We start from the raw sequence: 16213 nt of genomic DNA, 5'->3' as shown, positions 1-16213 counted from the left end.
TTCAGCCCTCCACCACGGCCGCGGCGGCGGCCACGAGCCGGTCGTCGGGGGTGCGGCCGAGCAACCGGACCGGCCGGTCGCGCAGCCAGGCGTTCGCGCTGAACCACCAGTCGGCGGCACCCCAGGGGTCCTGCTGGGCCTGCAGCAGCAGGTTGATCCGCAGCACCACGTCGAGCGGTTCACCCGCGGCGTCGAACTGGAACGTCGGCACGGAGGCGCTGCCGTCGTCGCGGTGCAGCTTGATCACCCCCGCCACGTCCGGGTTGTGACCGCGTTCGCGCAGGTCGGCCGCCGACTCCCACTCGTTGGTCAGAATTCGCTCCCTGGCGCTGCGCGGCCGTCCGCCGAGCCTGACGTCGTCGGAGAGGTGGACCAGCGCGAGGTCGAGGTCGGCCAGCTCGGCGCTGCTCGCGTACCGGACGCCGGCGTCGGCGAAGATCCGGTCGTCGTGCGGCAGCAGGTCGCCGAGCAGCTTCGTCACCTCGTGCGCGGCCGCCGCCCGTTCCACCGGGGTGACCGCGCCGCGCATCTTGTCGACCAGTGAGCGCAACCGCGTGCGCCCGTCGTGCCCGAGCAGGTCGTTGACCCGAGCCCAGTCCTCGACGAGCGCGTAGATGAGGTGCTGCACCGCCACGCGACCACTCCGAATCCGTAGGCCGACAATTCTTGCCGTAAAAGTCGCTGCGGAAGTGGACAAAAAGAGGTCAATTCCTGTTCATCGCTCTGAATTGCCGGTCGCGCACGTATTTTTCCTGCACGGTCCGATGACAGTAGACAGCCGTGAGGTCTGATGAGCTCCTCCGTCGGGTACTACCTCTCGCCCGCTGACTTGGAGGCCCAGCGCCGGCGCCAATTGCGCGCCGACATCGCGGGCACGCTGGCGCGGCTGGCGGAAATGCGCGCACACGCCCGTGCGGTCGGGGTGAAGGTCCCGGCCGTCGCCGGCGAGCACCGGGCGGACGGCGTCACCGACCTCACCGAGCTCGAAGAGCTGCGGGCGCGGGCCTCCGCCGCGGTGGCCGACGCGACCGAGGCGGTCGACGCGGGGTGGTCGCAGCGGTGGCGCGCGACCATCGGCAAGGCCACCGGCGGGACCGCCGCGACCACCGCGTCGGCCGCCCAGGAGCTGGCTGCCCGCCGGGTACCGGCCCAGCACACGCCGGCCCGGCGGGAGGGCGACGCGGTGGCCGCCGCGCTGGCCGACGCCGAGACGCTGCTGGCGGGCAACGGCCACCGCTGCGACGCGGACGGCCTCGCGGCGGCGCAGGCCGTGTACGAGGAGATGAAGGCGGTGACGTCGCTGCAGCGGGCCAGGACGTACTCGCTGGAGGTCGCCGTGCTCGTCCGCGAGTCGATCGAGCGCCGCAAGCGGCTGGTGGCGCAGGAGGAACAGCGCGCCAGGCTGCGCCAGCTGCTCGCCGACGTGCTGGAGGAGGAGCAGCCGGCGCTGCTGGCGCTCGTGGCCGGTGCGGCCGATCCGGACGAGGCCGAGGACGCCGTGCACCGCGCCGTCGAACGCGCCGACCTCGCCCGGCACCGCAGGCGGGTCGCCGCCGCGGCGGCGGAGGCGCTGAGCGAGCTCGACTGCGTCGTGGGGGAGGAGTTCGAGTCGCTGCTGGTCGAGGAGACGCAGGCCGTGGTCGCCTTCGACGGCGCACAGCGGGGGTACGGGCTGCTGGTGCGCCTGCCGGGCGACGGGACCGCCCTGCTCACCGCCGTGGTCCGCGCCGCAGACCAGGACGCGGAGGGCGAGCACGCGAAGGCCGTGCAGTCGCACTACTGCGACGAGACGCTGCCCCAGCTCGACTCCGCGCTGCGCGAGCGCGGCGTCGAGCTCGACCCGGCACCGTTCCTGCGGCTTGAGCCGGGCCGTCCGGTGCCGGCGGCACCGGCCCCGTTGCCGCCGTCGCGGCGCAAGACCAGACCCGCCGTCCGCCGCCGGGCGACCGAGGTGCCGGGGGTGAGGCAGCGTGAGCGCTGAGGAGCCTGCGTGGGTCCGCGAGCTCGACCTCTCCCTCGTCACCCACCCGCAGCTGCTGTTCGTGGGCAACGTCCGCGACCGCTACTTCCTGCCCGCGGGCGCGGGGAGCGACGTGCTGGTGCCGCTGGGACTGCCGCAGGTGGTCGAACGCGCGTGCCGGGCCCGCGGGTTCGGGGCGCTGGCGGTGCTCGACATCGCCCGCGACCGCCTCGAGGTGTGGCCGTTGAGCGAGGACGGCTCGGCGATACCGCAGGCGTTGCGGGAGTTCGTCGCCGACGACGCGTTGTCGAGGCCGGAGCGCGACGACGGCAGCGCGCCCGACGACCTGGTGCTGCGCAGGGCCCGCCGGGCGCTGCGGGAGATCGTGATGTCGCGCGGCGCCCCCATCGGCCTGCTGATCCCGTTCGCGGCACGGCTGGGCTCGCCGCGCTCGGAGCTCACCGGTGAGGGCAAGCTGCTGATGGCGACGGCGGAGGTGCTCGGCCACGAGGCCCGCCCGGTGCCCGGAACGGCGCCGGTGATGCCGTTCAACACGGTGTTCTGGGTGGTGGAGAAGCAGGAGCAGCTGCCGGTCGAGTTCGCGATGTCCCCGCGCACGGTCAAGGTGATCACCGTGCCGCCCGCGTCCGCCGACCAGCGGCTCGCCGCCGCCCGCCACGCCGTGCGGGTGGTCATCAGCAAACGCCCCGACGCCGCCATCGATGACAACGCTCGCGAGGCCGCGGCGCAGAACCTCGTCTCGGTCACGCACGGGATGAGCAACGGCGAGGTGCTCGCCGTCGGCAGCGTGGCGGTCGACCGGGCCATCCCGGTGAACCGCCTCGACGAGGCGGCCCGGCTGTACCGCGTCGGCGTGCGCGACAACCCGTGGGCGGTCGCGTCCCTGCGGGACACGATCGCGTCGGCGGGTCCGGCGTCGATCGGGGTGTTCGGGCAGGACCACGCCGTGCGCAAGGCGGTGGAGATCTTCATGCGGTCGGCCGCCGGGCTGACCGGCGCGCAGTCGTCGAGCTCCCCGAACCGCCCGCGGGGCGTGCTGTTCCTGGCAGGGCCGACGGGCGTGGGCAAGACCGAGCTGGCCAAGGGCATCGCCCGGATGATCTTCGGGCGGGACGCGGAGCCGATCCGGTTCGACATGAGCGAGTTCGCCCAGGAGCACGCGCGGGAACGGCTCATCGGCGCGCCACCGGGCTACATCGGCTTCGACGCCGGCGGTGAGCTGACCAACGCGGTGCGGTCCAACCCGATGAGCGTGCTGCTGTTCGACGAGATCGACAAGGCACACCGGCTGGTGTTCGACTTCTTCCTGCAGGTGCTGGAGGACGGCCGGCTCACCGACGGCCGCGGCTCGACCGTCTACTTCACCGAGTGCGTGCTGATCTTCACCTCGAACCTCGGCGTCGTCGACCCGGACGCCCCCGCCGGCACCGCGCCGCGGCTCAGCTACCGCACCGACGTCGCCGAGGTGCGCAAGGTGCTGCAGCAGTCGTTCGAGCACTTCTTCGACCACCGGATCGGCCGGCCGGAGCTGCGCAACCGGCTCGGTGACGCGTTCATCGCCATGGACTTCATCCAGCCGGAGGTCGTGCCGGAGCTGCTGGACAAGGCGCTGCGGTCGGTGGCCCGCCGGATGGACGTGGTGCACCGGGTCCGGCTGGAGGTCGCGCAGGCGGCGCGCCGGACGTTGTACGACCGGGCCGTCGAGAACCTCGACCACGGCGGTCGCGGCGTGAACAACGCCGTGGAGTCGGCGCTGATCAACCCGTTGTCCGAGATGCTGCTGCGCGACCCGCCGCGCCAGGGCGAGACGTGGCGGGTCGACCAGGTCGTCGCCGAACCGGACGGCTGGCGGGCCGAGGTGACCCGGTGCTGAGCGACCGCGGGCCGAGGACGGACGGGGTGCTGAGGACCAGCAGGGTCCTCTACCCGATCACCGCGCTGGGACCGGGCCGGCGGCTCGGGATCTGGTTGCAGGGCTGCACGCTGGCCTGCCGGGGCTGCATGTCGCGGGACACCTGGGACGCCGCCGGCGGCACCGAGGTCACCGTCGACGACCTGCTGCGCACGTGGCACGGGGCGGTGCGCGCGGGTGCGGAAGGGCTGACGATCAGCGGCGGGGAGCCCCTGCAGCAGGCCGCGGTGCTGGCGGAGTTCCTCGACGCCGCCTCCGTCGCGGACCGCGACGTCCTGCTCTACACCGGCTACGAGCTCGACGAGCTGAACGGGCAGCAGGCCGACGTCCTGCACCGGGTCGACGCGGTGGTCACCGGGCGGTACTCGGCGGGCGAGCCGACCAGGTTGATCTGGCGTGGCTCGGCCAACCAGCGGCTGGTCCCGCTCACCCCGCTCGGCGAGCAGCGCTACCGGCACTTCGTCGACCTCGCACCCGTGCGGGCACCGGTGCAGGTGCGGGTGGACGACGGGGTGCTGTGGGTCGTCGGGGTACCGCCGGCCGGCACGTTGCCCAAGGTCGAGCGGAACCTGCGCGACCAGGGGATCGTCTTCGAGGAGGCCGCATGGCGACCGTGACCTACCAGTGCCCCGACGACCCGGACGGCTGCCCGCGGACCACGTCGCCCGGTTTCTGCGCCGTCCACCCCGCGGCCGAGCTGGAAGCGGTGCGCGCCACGGCGTTCGCGGACGCGCCCGCCGACCGGCCGGAGGCGGGGCGCCCGCCGGTGACGGTGGAGATGCCCCTCCCGCAGGAACAGCTGCACCTGCGCTTCCTCGACCGGGTCGTGCCCATCCCCGCGCTGGGCATGCGGCTGGGCCGGGAGTGCGGCCCGCTGGCGGACCTGCCGGGCATGGCCGAGCTGACCCAGGTCTCGCGGCAGCACGCCACGCTGTACCCGCTGAACGGCCACCTGTACGTCCGGGACGACGACTCGACGAACCACACCTACGTGGACGGCCGGATGGTGGTGACGCCGCAACGCCTGCGGGCGGGCCAGGTGCTGCGGCTGGGCCAGGACGTCGAGCTGCGGGTGGAGGCGGCCGGGTTCGACGAGTTCGGGTTGCCGCTGTGACGCGGGTCCACGTCGCGGCGGTGACGTGCAGGGGGCTGGTCCGCGAGCACAACGAGGACAGGATGGGTGTCCTCGGCTGGCTGGCGCCGGTGGAGATGCCCGCACCGGTCGTGCTGGCGTGCAAGGACCCCGCGGCGGCACTGGTCGTGGTGGCCGACGGGCTCGGCGGGCACCGGGCGGGTGAGGTCGCGAGCCGGCACGTCGTCACCCGGCTGACGACTGCGCTGCCCGAGCCGGCGGACGGCGAGTCGCTCGCCCGTGCGTTCGTGGACGCCCACGAGGAGCTGCTGGAGCTCGGACGGCGGAACCCGGAGCTGGAGGGGACCGCGACGACCGCGACCGCGCTGCTCGTGCGCCCCGACCGGAGCTACCTGTGCCACGTGGGCGACAGCCGCGCCTACTACGCCGAACCAGGGCTGGTCATGCCGCTGACCGTCGACGACGTCGACGAGGACGCCGCGGGCGCGCTGACCCAGGTGCTCGGCGGGGTGCAGGGCCGCCGTGTCGATCCGCACGTGCGGGTGGTCGAACCGGCTGCGCGGCAACGGTTCCTGCTGTGCACCGACGGCCTGCACTCCTATGTGGACGAGGACGTGCTGAAGGACGCCGTGGTGCTGGACTCGGCGCACGACGCCGCCGAGGCCCTGCTCGCCGCGGCGATAGCGGCCGGTGCGCCCGACAACGTGTCGTTGTGCGTCGTGGACGTGTGGCGCGAGGGAGAGAACGATGACTGAACCCGTGCGACGGCCGAGCACCCCGACGGTGCAGCAGGGCGCCACGCGCAAGTCGGCGCCGACGGTGCAGCAGGGCGCCCGCCGCGAGTCCGTGCCGACCAGGCAGCAGGGGTCGAACCCCACCGTGCAGCAGGGTGAGGCGCCACCGCCGGCGGCGGACGACGGCGGGCCGGTGTTCCCCGACCAGCTGCGGAACCGCTTCGAGCCGCTGCGGGTGCTGGGCACCGGCACCGAGGGCGTCGTGTGGTGCTGCCGCCGCACGGCCGAGGGCGACGAGGTCGCGGTCAAGGTGCACTGGGCGGGGCACCCGATCGACGTGGACCTGTTGCGGCACCTCGACGACGAGCGCTTCCACCGGCACGTGCCGCGGTTGTTCGGCTACGACTCGTTCATCGGCCCGCACGGCCGGGTCGGCTGGGTGGCGATGGAGCTGCTGGAGGCCACGCTCGACCAGGTCGTCGCCCGCAGGCCGGCCTCCGTGCGCAAGGCGGAGGAGGTGCTGCGGGAGCTGGCCGGCGGGCTGAACTTCTGGCAGCAGGTCGTCGGCCGCAACCCCATCGACTTCAAGCCGGACAACCTGATGTACCGGGCCAACGGCGAGTTCGTCATCGCGGACTTCGGCGGTGTCACCGGGCTCACCGCGAGCAAGCAGATCGGCGGCACGATCATGGCCGCCGTCGCCTACACCCCGCCGGAGCAGCACTGGGAGGAGAAGGGCTGGCCGTGGCCGTGGTGGAGCCTCGGTGAGATCGCCTACCTGCTCGTCACCGGCCACGGCCGGTTCCAGCGGCGCACCGGCGAGATGCTGTCCGACCAGGCGATCCGGCGGATGCGCACGCTCGACGAGCTGGACCTGACCGAGATCACCGACGAGCGCTGGCGGCTGCTGGTCAGCGGCCTGCTCACGAAGGACCCGCGCGACCGGTGGGGGTGGCCGCAGGTCGAGAGCTGGCTCGGCGGCGGCAGCCCGCCCGTGGCGGCGCACGCTCCCGCGCAGGCGGCGCAGCCGGAGCACTCGCCGATCACGTTCGTCAACGGCCGGTCGTTCACCGACCCCGCCGAGCTGGCCGTGGCGATGCTCGACGACCCGCACGCCGCCGAACGCTGGCTGACCGGCACCGGCGCGGACGCGCTGAGCACGTGGATCCGCAAGGAGAAGCTGCACAACCGGTTCGACACGATGCGGCTGACCGGCCTGCACGGCAGCTCGGCACGACTGCACAGCGCCGTGCTCGCGTTCGGCCAGGCCTTCGCGCCCGACGTGACGCCCCGGTACCGCGGCCGCCCGGTCGACACCGACGGGCTCGTCGCCGCGCTCGCCCAGCCGGACGGCTTCGAGTTCGCGGGCGAGGTCGTGCAGGGCGACCTGCTCGGCACCGCCGCCGGCTACCGCTGCGGCCACGGCGGCTGCGGGCCGCGGTGCGGGGTGCTCGACCAGGCGGCGGCCGAGCTGCCGGTGCTGGTGCAGAACGCCGAACAGCTCGTGCACTCGACCGGCTCCGGCGGGTTGACCGCGGGCGAACGGCAACGGCTGCACGGCATGGCGTTGCTGCTGGTGCTCAACCGGCGGCAGGCGGCGCGCGCCCTGCAACCCCCGGTCCGGCTGCGGCTCGCCGACGTGCCGTGGTGGCGTCCGCTGGCCAAGCAGCTCGCGAACGCCGACACCCGCGAAGGCCGCGTTCTCCTGCTGGCACAGGGGGTGTTGCAGGAACGGGTGGTCCGCGAACGCCGGCCGAAGCGCGCACCGGTGTCGTTGCGGGCCGTGGGCACGACCGCCGGCACGATCGTGCTGCTGACCCTCGCCATGACCGGAGTCGCGTGGGTCGTGGTGGTGCTGCAGAACGGTGCGGTGGCGTTCGAGGGCGGACCGGACGGCGCGCGTGCGGCGGTCACCCTGGCGGCCGCAGCGCAGCTGGGCCTGCTGCCCCCGTTCGCCCTGCTCGCGACCGAGCTGGTGCTCCTGGTGCGCACCAAGGGCGCCGTGGCCGGCGGCGTGCTGCTCGCCGTCGTGCTGGCGTTCTTCGCGTCCGACCTGCCGCTCTTCACCGCGGTGACGTCACCGGACCTCGTCGCCGACCTGGTGTTCTCGCTGGCGGGCAAGTGGGCCGACGGCCTGGTCGTCGGACTCGTCGTCACGGCACTGGCCAGCCTCGGCCTGTGCCTGTGGGCGCGGTCCTGGCTGCCGCAGACCGCGCAGAGGAGCACCCGGCGCGCACTGCCGCCCACCCCTCTGCGCCGCGTCGCCGTGTTCGGCCTGGCCTGGGCCGCGCTGGGACTCGTGTACTGGGCCGCGACGGTGCTGCGGCTGACGGTCCACTCCGAGGACCTGTTCGTCACGGCACCGGAGTTCGGTCTGCGGGCGGCCGCGCTGCTGAGCGGCTACCTCCTGCTCCTCGGCGTCGTCGCGGCCATCGCGGCGATGTGGCGGGCGAACACCTTCGGCGTCGTCACGATCGGGATGCTCGCGGTCCTCGTGGCGGGCGGCTTCGCCCAGGTCGTGCCGCAGACGAAGGCGCTGTGGCTGCCGTTCCTGCAGGACCCGCTGCTCTGGGCAGCCGGTCTCTGGGGCGCCGCCGCGTTCTGGGCCGCCCTGCTCGTGCACGTGCCGCTCGCCGTGGTGTGCCTGCGCACGATGCGCCGTCTCGTTGACGCCTGATGGAGGGTGAGTTCCGCGACCGCCTGGAGGCGGCCGAAGTCCTGCTGGCCCAGTTCGAGGCCGGCCTGGACGACGCGGCGCCGGTCGACGTGGCCGTGGTCGAGGACATCCGCTACTACCTCGACTGGGTGCTCGCGGTCGCGGACCGGTCGTCGTTCGACTGGGTGTGGGCGCAGTACCTGAGCGCGGCGTGGTTCCGCTGCCAGGGCAGGGCGCTCGCCGACCCGTCGCGGCTGGACGAGGCGATCGAGGCGATGCGGATCGTCGTCGATCGGCTCGACGCCACACCCGGCTTCCGCATCGAGCTGGTCGACCTCATCCAGCTGCGGTACGCCTCGACCGACGTCGGTGACCGGGAGCTGCTCGAAGCCTCCGTCCACGAGCTCCGCCTGCTGGTCGCCATGGAGCTCGACGAGGAGGACCGCGCCCTGGCCGAGGCGGTCATGGGGATGTCCCTGCGGGAGCAGTTCCGCCGGGCCCGCGCCGATGCCGAGGAACCGCCGCCGGAACTGCTCGACGAGGCCCAGCGCTACCTCGACAACAGCCTCGACCTGCCCGGCATGGACGACGGCCTGCGCGTCGAGACGATGCTGGAACTGGCCCGCCTGCGGTCGTTCCGGTCGGTCATGGGCGGCACGCCCTACGTGCTGGACGCCGCCGCCGAGGAGGAAGAGGCGATCCCGCTCTACGAGCAGGTGGCGCCCAACGACCCGAACGCGGCGTTCGAGCTCGCGGAGATGATGATCTCCCGGTTCGCTGCCTCCGGTGACCTGCGGGAACGCAACGGCGCCCTGCGCTGGCTGACCAGGATCGAAGGCGACCCGCGGCTGGAGCAGGACCCGGCGGAGGTCGCGGCGCTGCGCGGGGACCTCCTGCTCGACCGGGCCAGGAAGGCGCGCGACGAGCTGCCGGCGCTGATCGGCTACCTGACCGGGGCCGTCGCCGCCGCACCGGGGAACGCACAGCTGGCCTCCGAGCTGCTGGAGGCCTACTACCTGCACGACGACGTCGACGGCATGCTCCGCGCCGTCGAGCAGCTGGCCGCCGCCGGTGAGGACGCGCCGGACCCCGTGCTGCTGCTGCCGTACCGGGCGCTCGCCCTCGCGACCAGGGCTCTGCGCGGGCGGGACGACCTGGTGGAGGCCGAGCGCGTGCTCAGGGCCGCTGCCGGCGAACCCACCGTCTCCGGCTGGACGAAGCACCTGGTCATCGGGCTCCTCGCGGTGGTCGAGGTGGTCCGTGCGAACCCCGGTGCGGTGCTGGGCGACATCGCCGACATCGGGATGTCCGACGGGTTCGGCCAGGACGCGGCGACGACGCTGCTGACGTGGCTCGTCGAGCACGGGACGGGCGGTGTGGACCAGCGGTGCGCGATCGCGTTGCTGCGGAGGCTGCTGGCACAGGGGTCGAGCGAGCAGTTGACGGCGTTGACCGCGCTGGACGCCGTGCGCCGGGAGCTGGACCGCACGGACGACGTGGCGGTGGTGCTGCTGTTCCAGCAGGCGGTGGCGGCGTGCAACCTGGCCCTGGACTCCAACGACCAGCGGCGGGTGGAGGCCGTGGTCGGGCTCCTGGACGAGTTCTTCGCGGTCGCGGGGGAGTCGCACCCGCTGCGGTCGACCGCGCTCGGGCTGTACGGCACGACGCTGTCGCACGCCCACCTGGTCGGCTGTGAGGCGACACCGAGCCGTCACGCCGTCGCCGCCCTGACCGCGGCCGTGGCGGACGAGGACCAGGACCCGGACATCAGGGCCAGGTTCCTGGTGATGCTGTCCCAGGCCGAGATCCTGCAGAGCACGCAGGAGCGGGTGGACCTGTACGAGTCCGCCGCCGGGCACTGCCGGCAGGCCATGAACCTGGTCGAACCGGGCACCGAGGAGCACGACCTGGCCTGGCAGGCGTTCGCCGCCGTGCTGCTGACCCGGTTCCAGCAGACCGGGGACCTGCGCGACCGGCAGGCCGGGCTGAGCCACGTGGAGGCGCTGCGTGCCGCACGCGTCGCGAGGGGCGCCGGCGTGTCCGAGATCGACGACATGCGAGACCGGATGAACGTCCTGACCGGCGGAACCGACGGGACCGACGACCTCGCCGCCATCCGGGCGCAGCTCGACCGGCTCGCCCGAGCTGACGAGCACGTGGACGCGGTGGCGCTGGCGGGGGAGAGAGCCGTGCTCGCCCAGCGGCTGCTCAACCTCGGCGCGGGGAAGATCGACCAGGCCGTGCTGGACGAGGCCCTGCAGTTGCTCGTCGACGCGGTGGAGGGGATCGACCGCAGCTCGGCCATGTTCGCCCCGCTCGCCCTGACCTCCGCGCACGGGCGCATGGGGGTGGCACTGCTGCGCCGCGACTGGGCCCTGTTCGACGCCGCCATCGCCGAGCTCGAGGCGCTCAGGGACGACGCGGACGTCCTCGACGTCCACCGCGCCGCCGCCGTGTTCGGCCTGGCGATGTTCTGGCACGGCCGCCACCTGACGACGAGGACCAGCGCGGACCTCGACGAGGCGCTGCGCCGTTACGCGCACGTGGAGCTCGCCCCGATCGGTGGCAGGGACGTCACCGGGGTGCTCGACGGTTTCGCGGACAGCTGCTGGAAGCTCGCCACGCTGGGCTACGGGGACGACGCCATCGCGATCGGGTTCGACTCCCTGCGGCGGCGGGCGAGCGACGTCCTGCTGCAGAGCGACAGCGGGCACGCCGTGGAACGCGCAGCGGACGCCGCCGCCCGTGCCCGGCGGGTCGCGTTGCGCTGTGCGGACTCCGGCGACTGGGAGCGGGCCGTCGAAGCGGTCGAGTGGGGTCGCGGTCTGGTGCTGCACAGCACGACGGCGTTCTCCGGCATCGGCCCCCGGCTGCGCGCGCTCGGGCACGACGACCTCGCCGCGGACCTCGCGAAGCCGCAGCCGCCGGTGCCGATCGCGTCGATGGAGCTGCAGCCCAGCGACCTGCGCAGGCGGGCGGTGGCGGCGCTGGGCGGCGAGCTGGAGCTGCTCCGGCCGCCACCGGTGGCCGATGTCGCGAAGGCGTTGCGGGCGCTGGAGGCCGACGTGCTCGTGCACCTCGTGCCGGGACTGGACAAGCACGACGGACGTGCCCTGGTGACGACGTCGGAGGGCATCGTGCGGGAGGTGCTGCTGCCGCTGCTGCGCGCCGAGGAGGACGGCGAGGTGGGGCGCTATCTCGCGATGGACGACCAGGCGCGGCGGGCGGCACTGCCGTCGTTGTGCGCGTGGGCCTGGCGTGCGGTCGTCGAGCCGCTGCTGCGGGAGATCGGCCGGCACCAGCCCTGGATCGTGCTCGTGCCGACGGGCGTGCTCGGCGTCGTCCCGTGGCACGCGGCAGCGGGATCAGGCCGGACCGCGGTCCGGGAGGCCGGCTTCACCTACGCCACCTCGGCGCGGCAGCTGTGCGACCTGGCGGCACGGCGGCGCCTGCCGTTCGACGCGGACCCGGTGGTCGTGAGCAACCCGGACGGCACGCTGGTCGCGGGCCAGTACGAGGCCCAGTTCCTGCACCGGCTGCACCCCGAAGGCCGGTTCTACGGCCAGCCGGGACCGGGCGTGCCGGTGAGCGGTCCGGGAACACCCGACGAGGTGCTCGCGGCCTGGGACGGCGGCGTGTCGTTGCTGCACCTGGGCTGCCACGCCCGCGCAGGGACGACTCCCGCCCGGTCCGCGCTCGTGCTCGCCCGCGCCGAGCTGTCGGTCGAACGCGTGCTGCGGCACGCGGCCGGCCGTGACGACGACCGCGCGGGCGGACTGGTGGTGCTGGCGGCGTGCGAGAGCGACCTGACCGCGGGCCTGCACGACGAGGCGCTGACCCTGGCAGCCGCGTACGTGGCGATCGGCGCGGCCGGCGTGGTCGGTACGAGGTGGAAGGTCGACGACATCGAGTCCGCGCTGCTCATGTGCGTGTTCTACGACTTCCTCCGATCGGGCGCCCGCCCGCGGGACGCGCTCAGGTCGGCCCAGCTCTGGGCGTTGGACGAGGACCGGGAGGCACCGGAGGGGGTCGACACCCTGCTGCGCGGGCGGGCCCGTGACCGTGCGCTCGCCGACCCGGTCAAGTGGGCCGCGTTCGCTCACCACGGCTGGTGAACCAGTTGTGACATGGGTCACTTTGTTTCGTGCTTTGTGTGACTTGGGGTGAGATGCGCCGGTCTCCGTTTCCGAACGGGTGGCGTCGGCGAAGTGAGGGTGTTGGTCGTGACGGTGCGGGAGTGGCTGGGGCAGGTGTCCCCGGAACTGGTGGTGGCTGCGCGGGAGGGGGACCGCGCGGCGCTGGACGCGGTGGTCGAGGCCTACCTGCCGCTGGTCTACAACATCGCTGGTCGCGCGCTGTCCTCGGATGCCGACGTCGACGACGTGGTGCAGGAGACGATGGTGCGGGTCATCCGCGGCATCGGCGGCCTGCGTGAGCCGGAGCGGCTGCGGTCGTGGCTGGTGGCGGTGACGGTCAACCAGCTCCGCGAGCACTACCGGCGCCGGGAGACGGCACCCGCGCCGCTGGAGGAGTACGACCGGGCGGACCCGGAGGCGGAGTTCGTCGAGGTGGCGTTGTCCCGGCTGCACCTGCTGGAGCAGCGGCGGGAGGTCGACGAGGCGGCGCGGTGGCTGGACCCGGCCGACCGCGAGCTGCTGGCGGTGTGGGCGCTGGAGCGGTCGGGGCAGCTCAGCCGCGCCGAGGTCGCCGACGCGCTGGACCTCAACGCGCACGCCGTGACGGTGCGGGTGAGCCGGTTGAAGGGCCGGCTGGAGACGATCCGGCTGCTGGTGCGGGCGGTGCAGCACGACCCGCGCTGCGCGGGCCTCGCGCGGGCGGCCGAGGAGTGGAACGGGCAGCCGAACCCGTTGTGGCGCAAGAGGTTGCTGCGGCACGTCGACGAGTGCGGCCGGTGCCGGCGCGGAGTTGCCGACGCCATGCCGGTCGAGCGGATCCTGACGGGCGCGGCCCTGCTGGTGGTTCCGGCGGGCTATCTGCCGCTGCTGCTGGACAACCTCAGCCGACCGGCCGTCGAGCCGGCGGCGCACCTGCTGGAGATGACCGTGCTGCAACGGATCGGTGGTTTCCTCTCGGCCAAGCCCGCCCTCACCGTCGCGGCCGCCGTCGTGGTCTGCGCCGCGGTCGGCGTCACGGGCGCCTGGGTCTTCACACCCGGCAACCCACCCGCGCCACCGGCGGCACAGGCCCCGGCCGCGCTGACGCCTGCGGTGACGACGTCCGAGGTCCCTCCCGGCACCTCCGCGGCTCCCAGCACCTCTGCGGCTCCCAGCGGCTCCGCCACGCCGACCAGCTCCGCCGCCCCGACCACGACGTCCGCCGCCCCACCTCCACCACCCCCGCCTCCCGCAACCCCGGCCGAACGCGTGCTCGCCCACCTCAACGCCGCACGGGCGGAGGAGGGCCTGCCGCCGTTGACGATGGACCCCGCGCTGGTCACGGCAGGCGAACGGCACAACCAGGCGATGATCGCGGGCTGCGGGCTCTCACACCGCTGCTCCGGCGAGGCCGACCTGGGCGACCGCATCACCGCGGCGGGCGCGCGGTGGAGCTCGGTCGGCGAGAACGTCGGCATGGGCGGCCCGGTCGCGAACGCCGCCGACCCGATCGCGGCCATGGCCATCAAGCTCAACCAGGGCATGATCGACGAGAAGCCGCCGAACGACGGCCACCGCAAGAACATCCTGAGCCGCTCGTTCACCCGCGTCGGCATCGTGGTCACCCGCGACGCCAAGGGGACGGTGTGGATGACCCAGGACTTCGCCGGCTGAGGTCCTGGGCCAGGCATCTCACGTTCGCCGGGTCACCGCCTCGCCGCCAGGTACAACCGGGTGCACGCCGGTAGCCCCGTGGAGGCGGTGGCGAAGCCGTCGGCGCCCGAAGACCCGCGGTTCTGGGCTGGGCCGGTGGGCCGAGTTCCGGCAACCGTCAAGATCCTTCGACGGTACCGCCGCACGTTCCCGCATCGGTGAGATTCCGGTGTGCCCGGTCACCCCTGCTCGGCCGGGCTCGCACCGGAGGAACCCATGCGAACCCTTGTCCCCGCCGTGCTGGCAGCACTGCTGTCGGCCGGCGTACCCGTGAGCGTTGCCGCCGCCCCTGTCGCGGCCGACATCACCGAGACCGTCTACGTCGAGTCGTCAGTGGACAGTGACGGCGACGGTGTGCGCGACCGCATCGCCGCCGACGTCAAGCGCCCCGGCCAGGCGGGCAAGGTCCCGGTGGTCATGGAGGCCAGCCCCTACTACGGGCTCGGCACGACCGCCGCGGCCGGCGTGCCGCGCGGGTTCGGGCGGTGGTACGACGAGTACTTCGTGCCGCGCGGTTACGCCGTGGTCGAGGTGGAGATGCAAGGCACCTCGCGCTCGACCGGCTGCCCGACCACCGGCGGGCCGGAGGACACCGCCAGCGTGCGCGCCGTCGTCGACTGGCTGAATGGCCGCGGCACCGCGCGGTACGCCGACGGACGTGCCGCCGTGGCGTCGTGGAGCACCGGCAACGTCGGCATGCTCGGCGTCTCCTACAACGGCACGCTGCCCAACGCCGCCGCGGCCGCGAACATCCCCGGCGTCAAGACGATTGTGCCCATCGCCGCGATCTCCAGCTGGTACGAGTACGCGCGTGACCAGGGCATCGGCTACCGCGGCTACACCACCGACTACCCGACCGTGCTCGCCAACTACGTGATCAGCTCCGCGCAGAAGGCGAAGTGCCGCGCGGTGCTCGACGCCATGGCCCGCAACGACGGCGACGAGTCCTACGACTACACCTCGTTCTGGCGCACCCGCGACTACCGGCCCTCGGCCGGCAACGTGAGCGCGTCCGTGTTCGTCGTCCACGGCCAGGCAGACTGGAACGTCAAGCCCTCCCAGTTCGGCCGCTGGTGGGACGCGCTCGCCGCACAGGGCGTGCCCCGCAAGCTGTGGCTGCACCGCGGCGGCCACCTCGACCCGATCTCGTTCCGCCAGGCCGAGTGGCAGCGGGTCATGGGCCTGTGGATGGACCACTGGCTCAAGGGGATCGACAACGGCATCATGAGCGAGCCGATGGCCGACATCCAGCGCCCCGACGGCTCCTGGGAGCAGCACGCGTCCTGGCCTCAGCCCGGCACGGCGACCACCACCCTCCACCTCGGCCCCGCGGCCGGCGGCTTCACCGGCTCGCTGACCGCGTCGCCGACCGGCACCGGCCAGACCCAGCGCCTCGCGGACAACACCAACCTCAGCGAGTCCGCCATGATGGCCAACCCCGAGGTCGCCGACACCCGCCGCCTCGCCTACGTCACCGCACCCCTGACCCGCGAGGCCCGGCTCTCCGGCGAGGTCCAGGTGACCGCCCGCATCGCGGCCAACCGCACCTCCACTCCGCTCACGGCACTGCTCGTCGACTACGGCCCGGCCACCCAGGCCGTCCTCACCGAACGCACCCCGCTGCAGCTGTCGACCGAGAAGTGCTCCCGCGACGACCTGCGCAACCGCACCGGCTGCGCCCAGCCGCCGGTCGTGTCGACCCAGGCGGTCTCCGCGACCATGCTCACCAAGGGCGCCATCGACACGAAGAACCGCAACTCGCTGGAGACCGCGACCCCGTTGCCGACCGGCACCGCCGTCGACGTGACGTGGAAGCTGCACGCCCGCGACGCGGTCATCCCGGCCGGGCACCGGATCGGGATCGTGCTCGTGACCAACCACAGCGGCTACATCGGCACGGACACCGGGTCGAGCGGCATCTCGATCGCCGTGTCGCTCGGTGTCAGCAAGGTCGTGCTGCCCGTGGTGGGCGGCACGATCAGCACCTGACCGGCTGAACCGTTGCCCGT

General features: G+C 73.4%; 10 protein-coding genes. 9 read left to right on the top strand and 1 reads right to left on the bottom strand.

Annotation, left to right across the window (positions count from 1 at the left end; genetic code table 11):
* Position 1 precedes the first annotated feature (1 nt).
* Positions 2 to 634 (bottom strand): hypothetical protein, encoded by a 633-nt coding sequence (locus AB0A63_RS12055; protein WP_360388930.1) that lies wholly within the window; start codon positions 632 to 634, stop codon positions 2 to 4.
* A gap of 156 nt (positions 635 to 790) precedes the next feature.
* Here AB0A63_RS12055 and AB0A63_RS12050 point away from each other — a divergent pair, with 156 nt between their 5' ends.
* The 9 genes from AB0A63_RS12050 (at position 791) to AB0A63_RS12010 (ending at position 16193) form a co-directional block, all read left to right on the top strand.
* Positions 791 to 1981 (top strand): hypothetical protein, encoded by a 1191-nt coding sequence (locus AB0A63_RS12050; RefSeq protein ID WP_360388927.1) that lies wholly within the window; start codon positions 791 to 793, stop codon positions 1979 to 1981.
* The gene (locus AB0A63_RS12045) at positions 1971 to 3854 is read left to right on the top strand and encodes an AAA family ATPase (protein WP_360388924.1); all 1884 of its coding nucleotides are present in this window, start codon (positions 1971 to 1973) and stop codon (positions 3852 to 3854) included. Before AB0A63_RS12050 ends, AB0A63_RS12045 begins: the two co-directional genes overlap by 11 nt.
* On the top strand, positions 3848 to 4510 hold the full coding sequence (locus tag AB0A63_RS12040; protein WP_360388921.1) for a 4Fe-4S single cluster domain-containing protein: 663 nt from the start codon (positions 3848 to 3850) through the stop codon (positions 4508 to 4510). The genes AB0A63_RS12045 and AB0A63_RS12040 overlap by 7 nt, the downstream gene beginning before the upstream one ends.
* Positions 4498 to 5007: an FHA domain-containing protein gene (locus tag AB0A63_RS12035; protein WP_360388918.1), complete on the top strand. Its 510-nt coding sequence runs from the start codon at positions 4498 to 4500 to the stop codon at positions 5005 to 5007. The genes AB0A63_RS12040 and AB0A63_RS12035 overlap by 13 nt, the downstream gene beginning before the upstream one ends.
* Complete coding sequence (locus tag AB0A63_RS12030; protein ID WP_360388915.1) at positions 5004 to 5741, top strand: protein phosphatase 2C domain-containing protein; 738 nt, start codon at positions 5004 to 5006, stop codon at positions 5739 to 5741. The genes AB0A63_RS12035 and AB0A63_RS12030 overlap by 4 nt, the downstream gene beginning before the upstream one ends.
* On the top strand, positions 5734 to 8397 hold the full coding sequence (locus AB0A63_RS12025) for a hypothetical protein (protein ID WP_360388912.1): 2664 nt from the start codon (positions 5734 to 5736) through the stop codon (positions 8395 to 8397). The genes AB0A63_RS12030 and AB0A63_RS12025 overlap by 8 nt, the downstream gene beginning before the upstream one ends.
* The gene (locus AB0A63_RS12020) at positions 8397 to 12491 is read left to right on the top strand and encodes a CHAT domain-containing protein (protein ID WP_360388909.1); all 4095 of its coding nucleotides are present in this window, start codon (positions 8397 to 8399) and stop codon (positions 12489 to 12491) included. The genes AB0A63_RS12025 and AB0A63_RS12020 overlap by 1 nt, the downstream gene beginning before the upstream one ends.
* A gap of 108 nt (positions 12492 to 12599) precedes the next feature.
* Positions 12600 to 14165, top strand: a complete 1566-nt coding sequence (locus tag AB0A63_RS12015; protein ID WP_360388906.1) for a sigma-70 family RNA polymerase sigma factor — start codon at positions 12600 to 12602, stop codon at positions 14163 to 14165.
* 255 nt (positions 14166 to 14420) lie between these two features.
* Entirely contained in the window at positions 14421 to 16193 is a 1773-nt protein-coding gene (locus AB0A63_RS12010) for a CocE/NonD family hydrolase (protein WP_360388904.1), read from the top strand.
* Positions 16194 to 16213 lie beyond the last annotated feature (20 nt).

This window comes from Lentzea sp. NPDC042327, assembly GCF_040647275.1.
GTDB lineage: Bacteria > Actinomycetota > Actinomycetes > Mycobacteriales > Pseudonocardiaceae > Lentzea.
Note: the sequence above shows the minus strand (reverse complement) of the source record. Positions and strands in the feature narration are given on the sequence as shown.